Here is a 13,051-nt window from a genome sequence, read left to right as displayed (position 1 = left end):
CTCAGGCGTCCTGGGCGGCCTCGTCGGCCTCCTTGACGGCGCGCACGGTGGCGGCCTCGGCCTCGGCGACGGTCGCCTTCTTGGCGATCTCGCCCTCGACCAGCTCGATCACGGCCATCGGCGCGTTGTCACCACGGCGGTTGCCGATCTTGGTGATACGGGTGTAACCACCCGGACGCTCCGAGTAGCGCGGCGCGATCTCGGTGAAGAGGGTGTGGACGATGCCCTTGTCGGTGATCGTCTGCAGCACCAGGCGACGGTTGTGGATGTCGCCCTTCTTCGCCTTGGTGATGAGGCGCTCGGCGACGGGACGCAGACGGCGGGCCTTGGCCTCGGTCGTCGTGATGCGGCCGTGCTCGAACAGCGACTTCGCCAGGTTGGCGAGCAGCAGCTTCTCGTGAGCGGCGGAACCGCCGAGGCGGGCACCCTTCGCGGGACGCGGCATGGTGTTTCTCCTTGGTGTCTGCCCCGGCCGTATGAGGTACCGGGGTCAGTATCCGAGCAGGCGGTCGCCTGTCGAAGATCGGGGTCGAGCCCCGAAGGGGCGCGGGGAACTGCGCGATCAAGCACAGCGCACCCGCACCCGGGTACGGACCGTGAGGCCCGAGCTCTTAGTACTGCTCGGTCTCGACGAAGCCCGCATCCGCGTCGTCGTCGGCGCCAAAGGCGTCCGCCGCGGCGGTCGGGTCGAATCCGGGCGGGCTGTCCTTGAGCGCCAGGCCCATGCCGGCCAGCTTCGCCTTGACCTCGTCGATCGACTTCGCACCGAAGTTGCGGATGTCGAGCAGGTCGGCCTCGGAACGCGCCACGAGCTCACCCACGGAGTGGATGCCCTCGCGCTTGAGGCAGTTGTACGAACGAACGGTGAGCTCAAGCTCCTCGATCGGCAGCGCGAGGTCCGCGGCCAAGGCGGCGTCCGTGGGGGACGGGCCCATGTCGATGCCCTCGGCGTCGATGTTGAGCTCGCGCGCCAGACCGAACAGCTCGACCAGGGTCTTACCGGCGGACGCCATGGCGTCACGCGGGCGCATGGCCTGCTTGGTCTCGACGTCGACGATCAGCTTGTCGAAGTCGGTGCGCTGCTCGACACGGGTCGCCTCGACCTTGTACGTGACCTTGAGCACCGGCGAGTAGATGGAGTCGACCGGGATACGGCCGATCTCCTGGCCCACCTGCTTGTTCTGCACGGCGGAGACGTAGCCGCGACCGCGCTCGACGGTCAGCTCCATCTCCAGCTTGCCCTTGCCGTTGAGCGTGGCGAGGACGAGGTCGGGGTTGTGCACCTCGACACCGGCCGGGGGCGCGATGTCGGCGGCGGTGACCAGACCCGGACCCTGCTTGCGCAGGTACATCACGACCGGCTCGTCGTGCTCCGAGGAGACGACCAGCTGCTTGATGTTCAGGATGAGGTCGGTGACGTCCTCCTTGACGCCCGGCACGGTGGTGAACTCGTGCAGGACACCGTCGATGCGGATGCTGGTGACAGCAGCGCCGGGGATCGACGAGAGGAGGGTGCGGCGGAGGGAGTTGCCGAGGGTGTAGCCGAAGCCCGGCTCCAGCGGCTCGATGACGAACCGGGAGCGGAACTCGTCGACGACCTCTTCGGTCAGCGAAGGACGCTGAGCGATAAGCATGTCTTCGTTTCCTTCGTTTGTGAGCGCCCACTATTTGACGCCCGACAGATACTGCGGGGTACAGCCAAGGGTACGGGCGGCACGTCCCCTTACGGGGTCGTACCGCCCGGACACTCAAAGACGCACAGGCGTCACCGCGTCAGACGCGGCGGCGCTTCGGCGGACGGCAGCCGTTGTGCGGGGTGGGGGTGACGTCCTGGATCGAGCCGACCTCGAGGCCGGTGGCCTGGAGGGAGCGGATCGCGGTCTCACGGCCGGAGCCGGGACCCTTGACGAAGACGTCGACCTTGCGCATGCCGTGCTCCTGCGCGCGGCGGGCGGCCGACTCGGCGGCCATCTGCGCGGCGAAGGGGGTGGACTTGCGCGAGCCCTTGAAGCCGACGTGGCCGGCGGAGGCCCAGGAGATCACGTTGCCCGAGGGGTCCGTGATCGAGACGATCGTGTTGTTGAACGTGCTCTTGATGTGGGCGTGCCCGTGAGCGACGTTCTTCTTTTCCTTGCGGCGCACCTTCTTGGCAGCGCCCTGACGACCCTTGGGGGGCATCTCTTACTCCTACGGGAGGTGGTCGGTCCTACAGCGAAGACCGCTTGGTCAAGCGTCCGCTGAGGACTACTTCTTGCCCGGCTTCTTCTTACCGGCGATGGCGCGACGCGGGCCCTTGCGGGTACGAGCGTTCGTGCTGGTGCGCTGGCCGCGGACGGGCAGGCCACGACGGTGGCGCAGACCCTGGTAGCAGCCGATCTCGACCTTGCGGCGGATGTCGGCGGCGATCTCGCGACGGAGGTCACCCTCGGTCTGGAGGTTGGCGTCCACGTACTCGCGGATCTTGACGAGGTCTTCCTCGGCAAGCTCGCGGACACGGGTGGACGGGTTCACGCCGGTCGCGGCGAGAATCTCCTCGGACCGGGTACGCCCGATGCCGAAGACGTAGGTGAGTGCGACCACCACGCGCTTTTCGCGCGGGATGTCAACACCGGAAACGCGTGCCATTCAATGGCTCCTGTGTTCTCGGGGGTCTGCTGCAGAACCGCTCCCGACCGCCGACCGCCCTGTTACCAGAGAAGTGGTACGACCCGGGTCCCCGGCCCCCGCCGGAGGTGCCGTCAACCGTGCGATCACGGCCCGACGGGCTCTGCTTATGTACGTATTGCTATGCGTCGCGCGAAGACTGCGAGATGCAGGTCGGTCGGCGTGCGTCAGCCCTGGCGCTGCTTGTGGCGCAGGTTGTCGCAGATGACCATGACCCGGCCGTGGCGGCGGATCACCTTGCACTTGTCGCAGATCTTCTTGACGCTCGGCTTGACCTTCATGGGATGTGAGGTTCTCCGGGTCAGTGCCACCACCCGCGCGGACGCACGGGTGCGGGCAAGATCTACTTGTACCGGTAGACGATCCGGCCACGCGTCAGGTCGTACGGAGACAGCTCCACGACGACCCGGTCGTCCGGAAGGATACGGATGTAGTGCATCCGCATCTTGCCGGAGATGTGCGCGAGGACCTTGTGACCGTTCTGGAGCTCCACCTTGAACATGGCGTTCGGCAGGGACTCGATCACGGTGCCCTCGATTTCGATGGCACCTTGCTTCTTGGCCACGCTTCGCCCTTCGAATCGGCTACCTTGATCGACTCTCACTCCGAGTGCGGACACACGGGTACACGAGAGCCGACGCATCAGTCTACGTCAGGGCCTTCCAAAAGACGAATCCGGGAAGTCTGCCCCGCGTGGAAGATCGTTACGCCAGCGGATCCGGCGCGGCCACCACGCCGAGCTCCGCCAGCTTCGCCTTGCCCCCGTCGACCGCCGTGAGGACCAGCGGGCCCTCCTCCGTCAGGGCGATCGAGTGCTCCCAGTGGGAGGACCAGGTGCCGTCGGTCGTGATGACGGTCCAGTCGTCGGAGAGGACCTCGGTGTGCGGGGTGCCCAGGGAGACCATCGGCTCGATGGCCAGGCAGAGGCCGGGGACCAGCTTCGGGCCCTTGCCGCGCTTGCGGGAGACGTAGTTCAGCAGGTGCGGGTCCATGTGCATCTCGGTGCCGATGCCGTGGCCGCCGTAGTCCTCGATGATCCCGTAGCGGCCGAGGCTGTGGTCGCCGACGGCGGGACGGGGCTGGCGCTTGATGTACGTCTCGATCGCCTTCGAGATGTCGACGAGCCGGTTGCCCAGCTTCATCGCCGCGATGCCGGCCCACATCGACTCCTCGGTCACCCGGGAGAGCTCGACCAGCTCGGGCGCGTGCCCGGTGCCCACGAAGGCGGTGTACGCCGCGTCCCCGTGCCAGCCGTCGATGATCGCGCCGGCGTCGATCGAGATGATGTCGCCGTCCTTCAGGACGGTCTTCTCGTCGGGGATGCCGTGCACGACGACCTCGTTCACCGAGGTGCAGATCGTCGCGGGGAAGCCCCCGTACCCCAGGAAGTTCGACTTCGCGCCGTGGTCGGCGATCACCTTGCGGGCGACCTCGTCCAGATCGCGCGTGGTCGCGCCGGGCACCGCCGCCTCGCGGGTGGCCGCGTGGATGGCCGCGACGACCAGTCCCGCCTCGCGCATCTTCGCGATCTGCTCGGGGGTCTTGATCTGCACCATCGTGACGGGGGCCTTCCTTGCGAGTACTACGTGTGTACGGGACAGAACAACGATACGGCCGCGGCGCCCCGGAAGGGCACCGCGGCCGTATCGACGAACCGTGGGGTTACTTCTTCAGCGCGTCCATCGCACGCGCCGTGACCTCGTCCACCTTGCCGAGCGCGGAGATCGTCACGACCAGGTCCTGCGCCCGGTAGTAGTCGATGATCGGCTCGGTCTGCGTGTGGTAGACCTCCAGGCGCCGGCGGACGGTCTCCTCGGAGTCGTCGTCGCGCTGGTAGAGCTCGCCACCGCAGATGTCGCAGACGCCCTCGGACTTCGGGGCGTTGTACGTCACGTGGAAGACGTGCGAGGAGTCGTTACGGCAGATGCGGCGACCCGCGATCCGCTTCACGACCTCGTCCTCGGGGACCTCCAGGTCCAGGACCGCGTCCAGCTGCATGTCCTCGGCCTTGAGGACCACATCCAGAGCCTTGGCCTGAGCCTCGTTGCGCGGGAACCCATCGAGCAGGAAGCCCTTGACGGCGTCCGGCTGCTCCATGCGGTCCTTGGCCATCCCGATCGTCACCTCGTCCGGCACGAGCTCGCCGCGGTCCATGAAGCCCTTGGCCTCAAGACCCAGCGCGGTGCCCTGCGAGATGTTCGCACGGAACAGGTCGCCCGTGGAGATGTGCGGGATGTCCAGGTTCTTGGCAAGGAACGCGGCCTGCGTTCCCTTGCCGGCCCCGGGCGGTCCGACGAGGACGATTCGCATCAGCGGAGGAACCCTTCGTAATTGCGCTGCTGGAGCTGGCTCTCGATCTGCTTCACGGTCTCAAGACCCACACCCACGATGATGAGGATGCTCGTCCCGCCGAACGGGAAGTTGGCATTGGCGCCACCGAAGCCTGCCAACGCCATCGTCGGCACAAGAGCGATCAGACCCAGATACAGCGAGCCCGGCCAAGTGATCCGGTTGAGCACGTAGCTCAGGTACTCGGCAGTAGGGCGACCAGCCCGGATACCCGGGATGAAGCCACCATACTTCTTCATGTTGTCGGCGACTTCCTCGGGGTTGAACGAGATCGCCACGTAGAAGAAGGCGAAGAACACGATCAGGAGGAAGTACGCGGCGATGTAGTAGGGGTGGTCACCCTTGACGAAGTGGGCTTCGATCCAGGTCTTCCACCCGGCGGTCGAGTTCGAGAACTGCGCGACCAGCGCCGGGATGTAGAGCAGCGACGAGGCGAAGATGACAGGAATCACACCTGCCTGGTTCACCTTGAGCGGGATGTACGTGGACGTACCGCCGTACGACCTGCGGCCGATCATCCGCTTCGCGTACTGCACCGGAATGCGGCGCTGGGCCTGCTCGACGAAGACGACGAGGGCCACCATGACGAAGCCGATGGCGATGACGGTGCCGAACTCGATCCAGCCCTTGGCCAGCTTGCCGCTCTCCTTGATGGCCCAGAGCGCGCCCGGGAAGCCGGCCGCGATCGAGATGAACATCAGGATGGACATGCCGTTGCCGATGCCGCGGTCGGTGATGAGCTCACCGAGCCACATGACCACACAGGTGCCGGCGGTCATCGTGATGACCATGGTGGCGGTGGTGAAGATCGACTGGTCCGGGACGACCTGGTTCGCGACGGAGCAGCCGCTGAACAGCGCGCCCGTCCGAGCCGTGGCCACGAGGCCGGTGCCCTGGAGGACCGCCAGCGCGACCGTCAGATAACGCGTGTACTGCGTGATCTTGGCGGTGCCGGACTGTCCCTCCTTCTTGAGGGCTTCCAGACGCGGGATGACGACGGTCAGCAGCTGCAGGATGATGCTCGCCGTGATGTACGGCATGATGCCGAGCGCGAAGATGGTGATCTGCAGCAGCGCCCCGCCACTGAACATGTTGACCAGGCCGAACAGGCTGTTGTTCCCCTGCTTCGCCTGGTCCACACACTGCTGCACGGCCTCGTAGCTGACGCCCGGCACGGGGATGTGGGCCCCGAGGCGGTACAGCACGATGATGCCCAGCGTGAAGAGCAGCTTCTTGCGCAGGTCGGGCGTCTTGAACGCCCGGGCGAACGCGGTGAGCACGGTGCCTCCTGCGACCCCCGCGCACGTGCGTCAGAGGTGACGGTCTTGAGGTTCGACGAATATGAGCCGCCTGGAGAACACACGGGCATACCGCACGCACTCTAGGACAGTGGACGCCACCTTACCGGCGACTATGGCCCCCTAGGAACGACCAACCGGGGATGCCCCTTTTGAGAGGCATCCCCGGTCGGATGTTCAAGCCATCGAGTCGTCTTAGACGAGCTCGGTGACGGTGCCGCCGGCAGCGGCGATCTTCTCCTTGGCGGAGCCGGAGACGGCGTCGACCGTCACCTGCAGCGCCACGGAGACCTCGCCGGTGCCGAGCACCTTGACGAGCTGGTTCTTACGAACCGCACCCTTGGCGACCAGATCGGCCACCGTGACCTCGCCACCCTGCGGGTAGAGCGCGGCCAGCTTGTCCAGGTTCACGACCTGGTACTCGGTGCGGAACGGGTTCTTGAAGCCCTTGAGCTTCGGGAGGCGCATGTGGAGGGGCATCTGCCCACCCTCGAAGCGCTCCGGAACCTGGTAACGGGCCTTCGTGCCCTTGGTACCACGACCGGCCGTCTTACCCTTCGACGCCTCACCACGACCCACACGGGTCTTGGCGGTCTTGGCGCCGGGGGCAGGCCGGAGGTTGTGGGCCTTCAGCGGGTTGTTCTCCGCCATGTCAGTCAACCTCCTCGACCGTCACGAGGTGGCGGACGGTGTGCACCATTCCGCGGAACTCGGGGCGGTCCTCCTTGACGACGACGTCGTTCAGGCGCTTGAGCCCGAGCGAACGCAGCGTGTCGCGGTGGTTCTGCTTGCTGCCGATGTACGACTTCGTCTGCGTGATCTTGAGGCGAGCCATTACGCACCCGCTCCCGCACGCGCACGGAGCAGAGCCGCGGGGGCGACGTCCTCGAGGGGCAGACCACGGCGAGCCGCGATCTCCTCGGGACGCTGCAGGCCCTTGAGGGCCGCCACGGTCGCGTGCACGATGTTGATCGCGTTGTCGGAGCCCAGGGACTTCGACAGGATGTCGTGAACGCCGGCGCACTCGAGCACGGCGCGCACCGGGCCACCGGCGATCACACCGGTACCGGGGGAAGCCGGCTTGAGCAGGACGACGCCCGCGGCCTTCTCGCCCTGGATCGGGTGAGGGATGGTGCCCTGGATGCGCGGAACCTTGAAGAAGTTCTTCTTGGCTTCCTCGACACCCTTGGCAATGGCCGCGGGAACTTCCTTGGCCTTGCCGTAACCGACACCTACAGTGCCGTCACCGTCGCCCACCACGACCAGCGCGGTGAAGCTGAAGCGGCGACCACCCTTGACAACCTTGGCGACGCGGTTGATCGCGACAACGCGCTCAACGTACGCGGTCTTCTCGGCGGCAGCGCCACCGTCGCGGCCCTTCCGGTCCCGCCGCTCGCCGCCACCGGCACCGCTGCCGCGGCGCTGGGGTCCAGCCATTGGATTACCTCTCTCTGTTACGTCCGTTAGTCCCGGAACCGGGGCTTAGAACTTCAGCCCGGCTTCGCGGGCGGCGTCAGCCAGAGCGGCAATGCGCCCGGCGTACCTGTTGCCACCACGGTCGAACACGACGGCCTCGATGCCGGCGGCCTTGGCGCGCTCAGCGACCAGGGCACCGACCTGCTTGGCCTGCGCGGACTTGTCACCCTCGCCACCACGGACCGACGCGTCCAGGTTCGACGCGGACGCAAGGGTGTGACCCTTGAGGTCGTCGATGACCTGGGCGGTGATACCGCGGTTGGAACGCGTCACGACGAGGCGCGGACGCTCCGCCGTACCCGACACGTGCTTGCGGATGCGCTGGTGACGGCGCGCCTTGGCAGCGCGCTTGTAAGCGTCGCCCTTGGCGATCTTCACACCGTATGCCATGGCTTACTTACCAGCCTTTCCGACCTTGCGGCGGATGACCTCGCCCGCGTACTTGACACCCTTGGCCTTGTACGGGTCGGGCTTCCGCAGCTTGCGGATGTTGGCGGCGACCTCGCCGACCTTCTGCTTGTCGATGCCCTCGACCGAGAACTTGGTCGGCGACTCGACCTTGAAGGAGATGCCCTCGGGGGCATCCACCACGATCGAGTGGCTGTAGCCGAGCTGGAACTCCAGAGCGGAGCCCTTCGCGGCCACGCGGTAACCGACACCGCTGATCTCGAGCGCCTTCACGTACCCCTGGGTCACACCGGTGATCATGTTGGCCACCAGCGTGCGGGACAGGCCGTGCAGGGCCTTGTTCTGACGCTCGTCGTTGGGACGGGTGACGTTGAGAACGCCGTCCTCGCCCTTAACGATCTCGATGGGAGCGGCAACGGTGTGGATCAGGGTGCCCTTGGAACCCTTCACCGTGACCGTGCGGCCCTCGATGGTGACGTCCACGCCGGCGGGAACCGGGATGGGGAGCTTGCCAATGCGAGACATAGCTTTTCCTCCGTTCCCGACTACCAGACGTAGGCGAGGACTTCCCCACCCACGCCCTTCTTCTGCGCCTGCTGGCCGGTCAGGAGACCGTGGGACGTGGAGATGATCGCCACGCCCAGGCCGCCGAGAACCTTCGGCAGGTTGGTGGACTTCGCGTAAACCCGGAGGCCCGGCTTCGAGATCCGCTTGATGCCCGCGATGGAGCGCTCACGGTTCGGACCGAACTTCAGGTCGAGAACGAGGTTCTTGCCGACCTCGGCGTCCTCGACCTTCCAGCCGGTGATGAAGCCCTCCTGCTGGAGGATTTCCGCGATGTGCGACTTGATCTTGCTGTGCGGCATCGTCACGGTGTCGTGGTACGCCGAGTTCGCGTTACGCAGACGCGTGAGCATGTCTGCGATCGGATCAGTCATGGTCATGAATTGGCCTTCGGCCTCTCTCGCCGGGGTTTCCTGGTGCACCATCCCTCTCCCCGATCCGAGACGGGGCGGGTGCGGTGCGGTGGACCTACGGCGTAGTAAGTCGTACGGGCGGCGGACGCCCAACCCCACTAGCCTAAGCCATGCGGGGGTGGGCCTCCGCCAACCCAATGCTTACCGAGAGACTCCGGTCATTCCTCAACGCCCAGAGGGCGAGGGGGAATTACCAGGAGCTCTTGGTCACGCCCGGCAGCTCGCCACGGTGAGCCATCTCACGAAGGCACACGCGGCACAGGCCGAACTTGCGGTACACGGAGTGGGGACGACCACAGCGCTGGCAGCGCGTGTAGCCACGCACGCCGAACTTGGGCTTGCGGGCAGCCTTCGCGATGAGAGCCTTCTTCGCCATCTCGCTTACGCCTCCTTGAACGGGAAGCCGAGGTGACGCAGAAGGGCACGGCCCTCGTCGTCGTTGGTCGCCGTGGTCACCACGGTGATGTCCATACCCCGGACACGGTCGATCTTGTCCTGGTCGATCTCGTGGAACATGACCTGCTCCGTGAGACCGAAGGTGTAGTTGCCACGGCCGTCGAACTGCTTGGGGGACAGGCCGCGGAAGTCGCGGATGCGCGGAAGCGCGAGCGACAGGGTGCGGTCCAGGAACTCCCACATGCGGTCGCCACGAAGCGTGACGTGCGCACCGATCGGCTGACCCTCACGCAGCTTGAACTGCGCGATGGACTTGCGGGCCTTGGTGATGGCCGGCTTCTGACCGGTGATGGTGGTCAGGTCACGGACGGCACCGTCCATGAGCTTCGAGTCACGGGCGGCGTCGCCGACACCCATGTTGACCACGATCTTCACGAGGCCGGGGATCTGCATGACGTTCTCGTACTTGAACTCGTCACGCAGCTTGCCCGCGATCTCCTCGCGGTACTTCGTCTTGAGACGCGGAGTGGTGGTAGCCATCAGATGTCCTCACCCGTCCGCTTGGCAACGCGGATCTTGTTGCCCTCGTCGTCGAAGCGGAAACCGACACGCGTGACGACCTTCTTGCCGTCCTTCTCCACGACCAGCTGGACGTTGGAGACGTGGACCGGAGCCTCGGTCGTCACGATGCCGCCGGCCTGCGAGGGGCCGGCCTTGGTGTGCTTCTTGACCCGGTTGACACCCTCGACCAGGACGCGGTTCTCGCGGGGGAAGGCCGTGATGACCTTGCCCTGCTTGCCCTTGTCCTTACCGGTGATGACCTGGACCAGGTCGCCCTTCTTGATCTTCATGCTTACAGCACCTCCGGCGCGAGCGAGATGATCTTCATGAACTTCTTCTCGCGCAGCTCACGGCCCACCGGGCCGAAGATACGGGTGCCGCGAGGGTCGCCGTCGTTCTTCAGAATGACGGCGGCGTTCTCGTCGAAGCGGATGTACGAGCCGTCCTGGCGGCGGCGCTCCTTGACGGTGCGAACGATGACCGCCTTGACGACGTCACCCTTCTTCACGTTGCCACCGGGGATCGCGTCCTTGACGGTGGCGACGATGACGTCACCGATGCCCGCGTAGCGGCGACCCGAGCCACCGAGAACACGGATGCAAAGGATCTCCTTGGCACCAGTGTTGTCGGCGACACGCAGTCGCGACTCCTGCTGGATCACGTCTATCTCCTGATTTGTCTGCCGGTTCCCCGCCAGGGGCCACGGCGCTCGGTCAGAGCGCCACGGCCCCCGGCGGAGCCTGGCGGAACGAACCTGAGGGAATCCTCAGGTGCTTACTTGGCCTTCTCGAGGATCTCGATGACGCGCCAGTGCTTCGAGGCGGACAGCTTGCGCGTCTCCATGAGGAGGACACGGTCGCCGACGCCCGCAGCGTTCTGCTCGTCGTGAGCCTTGAGCTTGTTGGTACGGCGGATGACCTTGCCGTACAGCGCGTGCTTGACGCGGTCCTCGACAGCGACGACGACGGTCTTGTCCATCTTGTCGCTGACGACGAGGCCCTCGCGGACCTTGCGAGCGTTGCGCTCGGTCTTCTCAGTCACGTTGTTCTCGCTCATCAGACGTTCTCCACCGTCTCGATGCCCAGCTCGCGCTCGCGCATCAGGGTGTAGATCCGGGCGATGTCCTTACGGACGGACTTGAGCCGACCGTGGTTCTCGAGCTGGCCCGTCGCCGCCTGGAAGCGGAGGTTGAACAGCTCTTCCTTGGCCTCGCGGAGCTTGTTGACAAGCTCCTCGTTGCCCAGCTCGCGCAGCTCGGACGCCTTGGTACCGGCCGACATCACAGCTCACCTGCCTCGCGCTTAACGATCTTGCACTTCATCGGCAGCTTGTGAGCCGCACGAGTCAGAGCCTCACGCGCGATCTTCTCGTTCGGGTAGGACAGCTCGAACATCACCCGACCGGGCTTGACGTTCGCGATCCACCACTCCGGAGAACCCTTACCGGAACCCATGCGGGTCTCGGCAGGCTTCTTCGTGAGCGGGCGGTCCGGGTAGATGTTGATCCAGACCTTGCCGCCACGCTTGATGTGGCGGGTCATCGCGATACGCGCGGCCTCGATCTGACGGTTGGTCACGTACGCCGGAGTCATGGCCTGGATGCCGTACTCGCCGAACGCAACCTGCGTGCCACCCTTGGACATACCGCTGCGCTTCGGGTGGTGCTGCTTGCGGTGCTTGACCCTACGGGGGATCAGCATTTCGGTCAGGCCTCCGTTCCGGTGCTCTCAGCAGCCGGAGCGGCGGCGGGAGCGTCGGCCTTGGGGGCCTCGGCAGCCTGAGCCTGCTGCGGCTTGCGACCGCGACCGCCACGCTCGCCACCGCGGCCACCGCGGCCGGCCGGACGGTCAGCGCCGCCACGGGCCGGGCGGTTGCCCGCGCGGGCAGCAGCGTTCTCGGCGCGGACCTCGGCGATGTTCTTGACGTCGCCCTTGTAGATCCAGACCTTCACACCGATGCGGCCGAAGGTCGTCTTGGCCTCGAAGAAGCCGTAGTCGACGTTCGCGCGGAGCGTGTGCAGGGGCACACGGCCCTCGCGGTAGAACTCCGAGCGGGACATCTCGGCGCCGCCGAGACGGCCACCACACTGGATCTTGATGCCCTTGGCGCCGGCCTTCATCGTGCCCTGCATGCTCTTACGCATGGCGCGACGGAAGGAGACGCGGGAGGACAGCTGCTCGGCGACGGCCTGGGCCACCAGCTGAGCGTCCATCTCGGGGTTCTTGACCTCGAGGATGTTCAGCTGGACCTGCTTGCCGGTCAGCTTCTCCAGCTGGCCACGGATCTTGTCGGCCTCGGCGCCGCGGCGACCGATGACGATGCCCGGGCGAGCCGTGTGGATGTCCACGCGGACGCGGTCACGGGTGCGCTCGATCTCAACCTTCGAGATGCCGGCGCGCTCCATGCCGGACGTCAGCATCCGACGGATGGCGACGTCTTCCTTGACGTAGTCCTTGTACAGCTTGTCGGCGTACCAACGGGACTTGAAGTCCGTGGTGATGCCGAGCCGGAACCCATGCGGGTTAACCTTCTGGCCCATTACCGGGTTCCTTCCTTGCTGCTGACGACCACGGTGATGTGGCTGGTCCGCTTACGGATCCGGTAGGCACGGCCCTGAGCACGCGGACGGAACCGCTTCAGGGTCGGGCCCTCATCCACGTACGCCTCGCTGATGACCAGCGAAGAGGCGTCAGTGTGGTCGTAGTTGTGCGCGGCGTTGGCGATGGCGCTGTCCAGCACCTTGCCAACCGGCACGCTCGCGGCCTGCGGGGCGAAACGCAGGACCGCCTGAGCCTCCGTGGCGTCCATGCCACGGATAAGGTCCACCACGCGGCGGGCCTTCATGGGCGTGACGCGGATGTACCGCGCCTGGGCCCTGGCTTCCATGGTTGTCCTTCCAGTGTCTGTCATGGTCATTCCACCC

At 66.0% G+C, this 13,051-nt stretch carries 24 protein-coding genes; all 24 read right to left on the bottom strand.

All coding sequences use genetic code 11. The features are described from left to right. Position 1: 1 nt before the first annotated feature. The gene (gene rplQ, locus ABTZ54_RS05585; RefSeq protein ID WP_351657501.1) at positions 2-445 is read right to left on the bottom strand and encodes a 50S ribosomal protein L17; all 444 of its coding nucleotides are present in this window, start codon (positions 443-445) and stop codon (positions 2-4) included. Between the two features lie 166 nt (positions 446-611). Continuing rightward, the gene (locus ABTZ54_RS05580) at positions 612-1,634 is read right to left on the bottom strand and encodes a DNA-directed RNA polymerase subunit alpha (RefSeq protein ID WP_003966937.1); all 1,023 of its coding nucleotides are present in this window, start codon (positions 1,632-1,634) and stop codon (positions 612-614) included. A gap of 139 nt (positions 1,635-1,773) precedes the next feature. Next, a complete protein-coding gene (gene rpsK, locus ABTZ54_RS05575) occupies positions 1,774-2,178 on the bottom strand; it encodes a 30S ribosomal protein S11 (protein WP_003956432.1) in 405 nt (134 codons plus the stop codon). Between the two features lie 66 nt (positions 2,179-2,244). After that, on the bottom strand, positions 2,245-2,625 hold the full coding sequence (gene rpsM, locus ABTZ54_RS05570) for a 30S ribosomal protein S13 (protein ID WP_030214048.1): 381 nt from the start codon (positions 2,623-2,625) through the stop codon (positions 2,245-2,247). 206 nt (positions 2,626-2,831) lie between these two features. Continuing rightward, on the bottom strand, positions 2,832-2,945 hold the full coding sequence (gene rpmJ, locus ABTZ54_RS05565; protein ID WP_003956441.1) for a 50S ribosomal protein L36: 114 nt from the start codon (positions 2,943-2,945) through the stop codon (positions 2,832-2,834). 62 nt (positions 2,946-3,007) lie between these two features. Then, positions 3,008-3,229, bottom strand: coding sequence for a translation initiation factor IF-1 (infA, locus tag ABTZ54_RS05560; RefSeq protein WP_003956442.1), 222 nt, complete (start codon positions 3,227-3,229; stop codon positions 3,008-3,010). Between the two features lie 139 nt (positions 3,230-3,368). Beyond that, complete coding sequence (map, locus tag ABTZ54_RS05555; RefSeq protein ID WP_351657499.1) at positions 3,369-4,220, bottom strand: type I methionyl aminopeptidase; 852 nt, start codon at positions 4,218-4,220, stop codon at positions 3,369-3,371. Between the two features lie 106 nt (positions 4,221-4,326). Continuing rightward, the gene (locus ABTZ54_RS05550; protein ID WP_351657497.1) at positions 4,327-4,974 is read right to left on the bottom strand and encodes an adenylate kinase; all 648 of its coding nucleotides are present in this window, start codon (positions 4,972-4,974) and stop codon (positions 4,327-4,329) included. Next, positions 4,974-6,293, bottom strand: coding sequence for a preprotein translocase subunit SecY (gene secY, locus ABTZ54_RS05545; protein ID WP_351657495.1), 1,320 nt, complete (start codon positions 6,291-6,293; stop codon positions 4,974-4,976). The genes ABTZ54_RS05550 and secY overlap by 1 nt, the downstream gene beginning before the upstream one ends. A gap of 213 nt (positions 6,294-6,506) precedes the next feature. Next, complete coding sequence (gene rplO / locus ABTZ54_RS05540; RefSeq protein ID WP_188269137.1) at positions 6,507-6,962, bottom strand: 50S ribosomal protein L15; 456 nt, start codon at positions 6,960-6,962, stop codon at positions 6,507-6,509. 1 nt (position 6,963) lies between these two features. Further along, positions 6,964-7,146 (bottom strand): 50S ribosomal protein L30, encoded by a 183-nt coding sequence (gene rpmD / locus ABTZ54_RS05535; RefSeq protein ID WP_005313525.1) that lies wholly within the window; start codon positions 7,144-7,146, stop codon positions 6,964-6,966. Further along, positions 7,146-7,748 carry a 30S ribosomal protein S5 gene (rpsE, locus tag ABTZ54_RS05530; protein ID WP_017239585.1) on the bottom strand — a complete coding sequence of 201 codons (603 nt, stop codon included), beginning with the start codon at positions 7,746-7,748 and terminating at the stop codon, positions 7,146-7,148. Before rpsE ends, rpmD begins: the two co-directional genes overlap by 1 nt. 45 nt (positions 7,749-7,793) lie before the next feature. Then, the gene (rplR, locus tag ABTZ54_RS05525; protein ID WP_351657492.1) at positions 7,794-8,177 is read right to left on the bottom strand and encodes a 50S ribosomal protein L18; all 384 of its coding nucleotides are present in this window, start codon (positions 8,175-8,177) and stop codon (positions 7,794-7,796) included. A gap of 3 nt (positions 8,178-8,180) precedes the next feature. Further along, the gene (gene rplF / locus ABTZ54_RS05520) at positions 8,181-8,720 is read right to left on the bottom strand and encodes a 50S ribosomal protein L6 (RefSeq protein ID WP_351657490.1); all 540 of its coding nucleotides are present in this window, start codon (positions 8,718-8,720) and stop codon (positions 8,181-8,183) included. A 20-nt stretch (positions 8,721-8,740) separates the two neighbouring features. Continuing rightward, a complete protein-coding gene (gene rpsH / locus ABTZ54_RS05515) occupies positions 8,741-9,139 on the bottom strand; it encodes a 30S ribosomal protein S8 (RefSeq protein WP_132912404.1) in 399 nt (132 codons plus the stop codon). Positions 9,140-9,362: 223 nt separating this feature from the next. Beyond that, positions 9,363-9,548, bottom strand: a complete 186-nt coding sequence (locus ABTZ54_RS05510; protein WP_003948630.1) for a type Z 30S ribosomal protein S14 — start codon at positions 9,546-9,548, stop codon at positions 9,363-9,365. 5 nt (positions 9,549-9,553) lie between these two features. Then, positions 9,554-10,111 (bottom strand): 50S ribosomal protein L5, encoded by a 558-nt coding sequence (rplE, locus tag ABTZ54_RS05505; RefSeq protein WP_351657769.1) that lies wholly within the window; start codon positions 10,109-10,111, stop codon positions 9,554-9,556. Then, a complete protein-coding gene (rplX, locus tag ABTZ54_RS05500; RefSeq protein ID WP_024755412.1) occupies positions 10,108-10,419 on the bottom strand; it encodes a 50S ribosomal protein L24 in 312 nt (103 codons plus the stop codon). Before rplX ends, rplE begins: the two co-directional genes overlap by 4 nt. Positions 10,420-10,421: 2 nt before the next feature. Continuing rightward, positions 10,422-10,790, bottom strand: a complete 369-nt coding sequence (gene rplN, locus ABTZ54_RS05495) for a 50S ribosomal protein L14 (RefSeq protein ID WP_003956455.1) — start codon at positions 10,788-10,790, stop codon at positions 10,422-10,424. Between the two features lie 113 nt (positions 10,791-10,903). Next, complete coding sequence (rpsQ, locus tag ABTZ54_RS05490; RefSeq protein WP_046908249.1) at positions 10,904-11,185, bottom strand: 30S ribosomal protein S17; 282 nt, start codon at positions 11,183-11,185, stop codon at positions 10,904-10,906. Continuing rightward, complete coding sequence (rpmC, locus tag ABTZ54_RS05485; protein ID WP_351657486.1) at positions 11,185-11,409, bottom strand: 50S ribosomal protein L29; 225 nt, start codon at positions 11,407-11,409, stop codon at positions 11,185-11,187. Before rpmC ends, rpsQ begins: the two co-directional genes overlap by 1 nt. Continuing rightward, positions 11,409-11,828, bottom strand: coding sequence for a 50S ribosomal protein L16 (rplP, locus tag ABTZ54_RS05480; protein ID WP_351657484.1), 420 nt, complete (start codon positions 11,826-11,828; stop codon positions 11,409-11,411). Before rplP ends, rpmC begins: the two co-directional genes overlap by 1 nt. A 5-nt stretch (positions 11,829-11,833) precedes the next feature. Further along, positions 11,834-12,667, bottom strand: a complete 834-nt coding sequence (gene rpsC, locus ABTZ54_RS05475) for a 30S ribosomal protein S3 (RefSeq protein WP_046908247.1) — start codon at positions 12,665-12,667, stop codon at positions 11,834-11,836. Continuing rightward, positions 12,667-13,014, bottom strand: coding sequence for a 50S ribosomal protein L22 (rplV, locus tag ABTZ54_RS05470; protein ID WP_004571827.1), 348 nt, complete (start codon positions 13,012-13,014; stop codon positions 12,667-12,669). Before rplV ends, rpsC begins: the two co-directional genes overlap by 1 nt. Positions 13,015-13,051: the final 37 nt, after the last annotated feature.

Origin of the sequence: Streptomyces sp. NPDC094032, assembly GCF_040303965.1 — a bacterium.
Taxonomy (GTDB): Bacteria; Actinomycetota; Actinomycetes; order Streptomycetales; family Streptomycetaceae; genus Streptomyces.
The sequence above is the reverse complement of the archived record's forward strand: the minus strand, read 5'-3'. Positions and strand labels throughout refer to the sequence as shown.

Bases quoted from the DNA above. Each gene is read 5' to 3' on its own strand.
- rpsE (WP_017239585.1), bottom strand. From the start codon at position 7,748: ATGGCTGGACCCCAGCGCCGCGGCAGCGGTGCCGGTGGCGGCGAGCGG.
- rplX (WP_024755412.1), bottom strand. From the start codon at position 10,419: ATGAAGATCAAGAAGGGCGACCTGGTCCAGGTCATCACCGGTAAGGAC.
- ABTZ54_RS05510 (WP_003948630.1), bottom strand. From the start codon at position 9,548: ATGGCGAAGAAGGCTCTCATCGCGAAGGCTGCCCGCAAGCCCAAGTTC.
- rplP (WP_351657484.1), bottom strand. From the start codon at position 11,828: ATGCTGATCCCCCGTAGGGTCAAGCACCGCAAGCAGCACCACCCGAAG.
- rpsM (WP_030214048.1), bottom strand. From the start codon at position 2,625: ATGGCACGCGTTTCCGGTGTTGACATCCCGCGCGAAAAGCGCGTGGTG.
- rpsQ (WP_046908249.1), bottom strand. From the start codon at position 11,185: ATGAGCGAGAACAACGTGACTGAGAAGACCGAGCGCAACGCTCGCAAG.
- rpsC (WP_046908247.1), bottom strand. From the start codon at position 12,667: ATGGGCCAGAAGGTTAACCCGCATGGGTTCCGGCTCGGCATCACCACG.
- rpsK (WP_003956432.1), bottom strand. From the start codon at position 2,178: ATGCCCCCCAAGGGTCGTCAGGGCGCTGCCAAGAAGGTGCGCCGCAAG.
- rpmJ (WP_003956441.1), bottom strand. From the start codon at position 2,945: ATGAAGGTCAAGCCGAGCGTCAAGAAGATCTGCGACAAGTGCAAGGTG.
- rplQ (WP_351657501.1), bottom strand. From the start codon at position 445: ATGCCGCGTCCCGCGAAGGGTGCCCGCCTCGGCGGTTCCGCCGCTCAC.
- rpsH (WP_132912404.1), bottom strand. From the start codon at position 9,139: ATGACCATGACTGATCCGATCGCAGACATGCTCACGCGTCTGCGTAAC.
- rpmC (WP_351657486.1), bottom strand. From the start codon at position 11,409: ATGTCGGCCGGTACCAAGGCGTCCGAGCTGCGCGAGCTGGGCAACGAG.
- ABTZ54_RS05580 (WP_003966937.1), bottom strand. From the start codon at position 1,634: ATGCTTATCGCTCAGCGTCCTTCGCTGACCGAAGAGGTCGTCGACGAG.
- rplV (WP_004571827.1), bottom strand. From the start codon at position 13,014: ATGGAAGCCAGGGCCCAGGCGCGGTACATCCGCGTCACGCCCATGAAG.
- rplO (WP_188269137.1), bottom strand. From the start codon at position 6,962: ATGGCGGAGAACAACCCGCTGAAGGCCCACAACCTCCGGCCTGCCCCC.
- ABTZ54_RS05550 (WP_351657497.1), bottom strand. From the start codon at position 4,974: ATGCGAATCGTCCTCGTCGGACCGCCCGGGGCCGGCAAGGGAACGCAG.
- rplR (WP_351657492.1), bottom strand. From the start codon at position 8,177: ATGGCATACGGTGTGAAGATCGCCAAGGGCGACGCTTACAAGCGCGCT.
- rplF (WP_351657490.1), bottom strand. From the start codon at position 8,720: ATGTCTCGCATTGGCAAGCTCCCCATCCCGGTTCCCGCCGGCGTGGAC.
- rpmD (WP_005313525.1), bottom strand. From the start codon at position 7,146: ATGGCTCGCCTCAAGATCACGCAGACGAAGTCGTACATCGGCAGCAAG.
- map (WP_351657499.1), bottom strand. From the start codon at position 4,220: ATGGTGCAGATCAAGACCCCCGAGCAGATCGCGAAGATGCGCGAGGCG.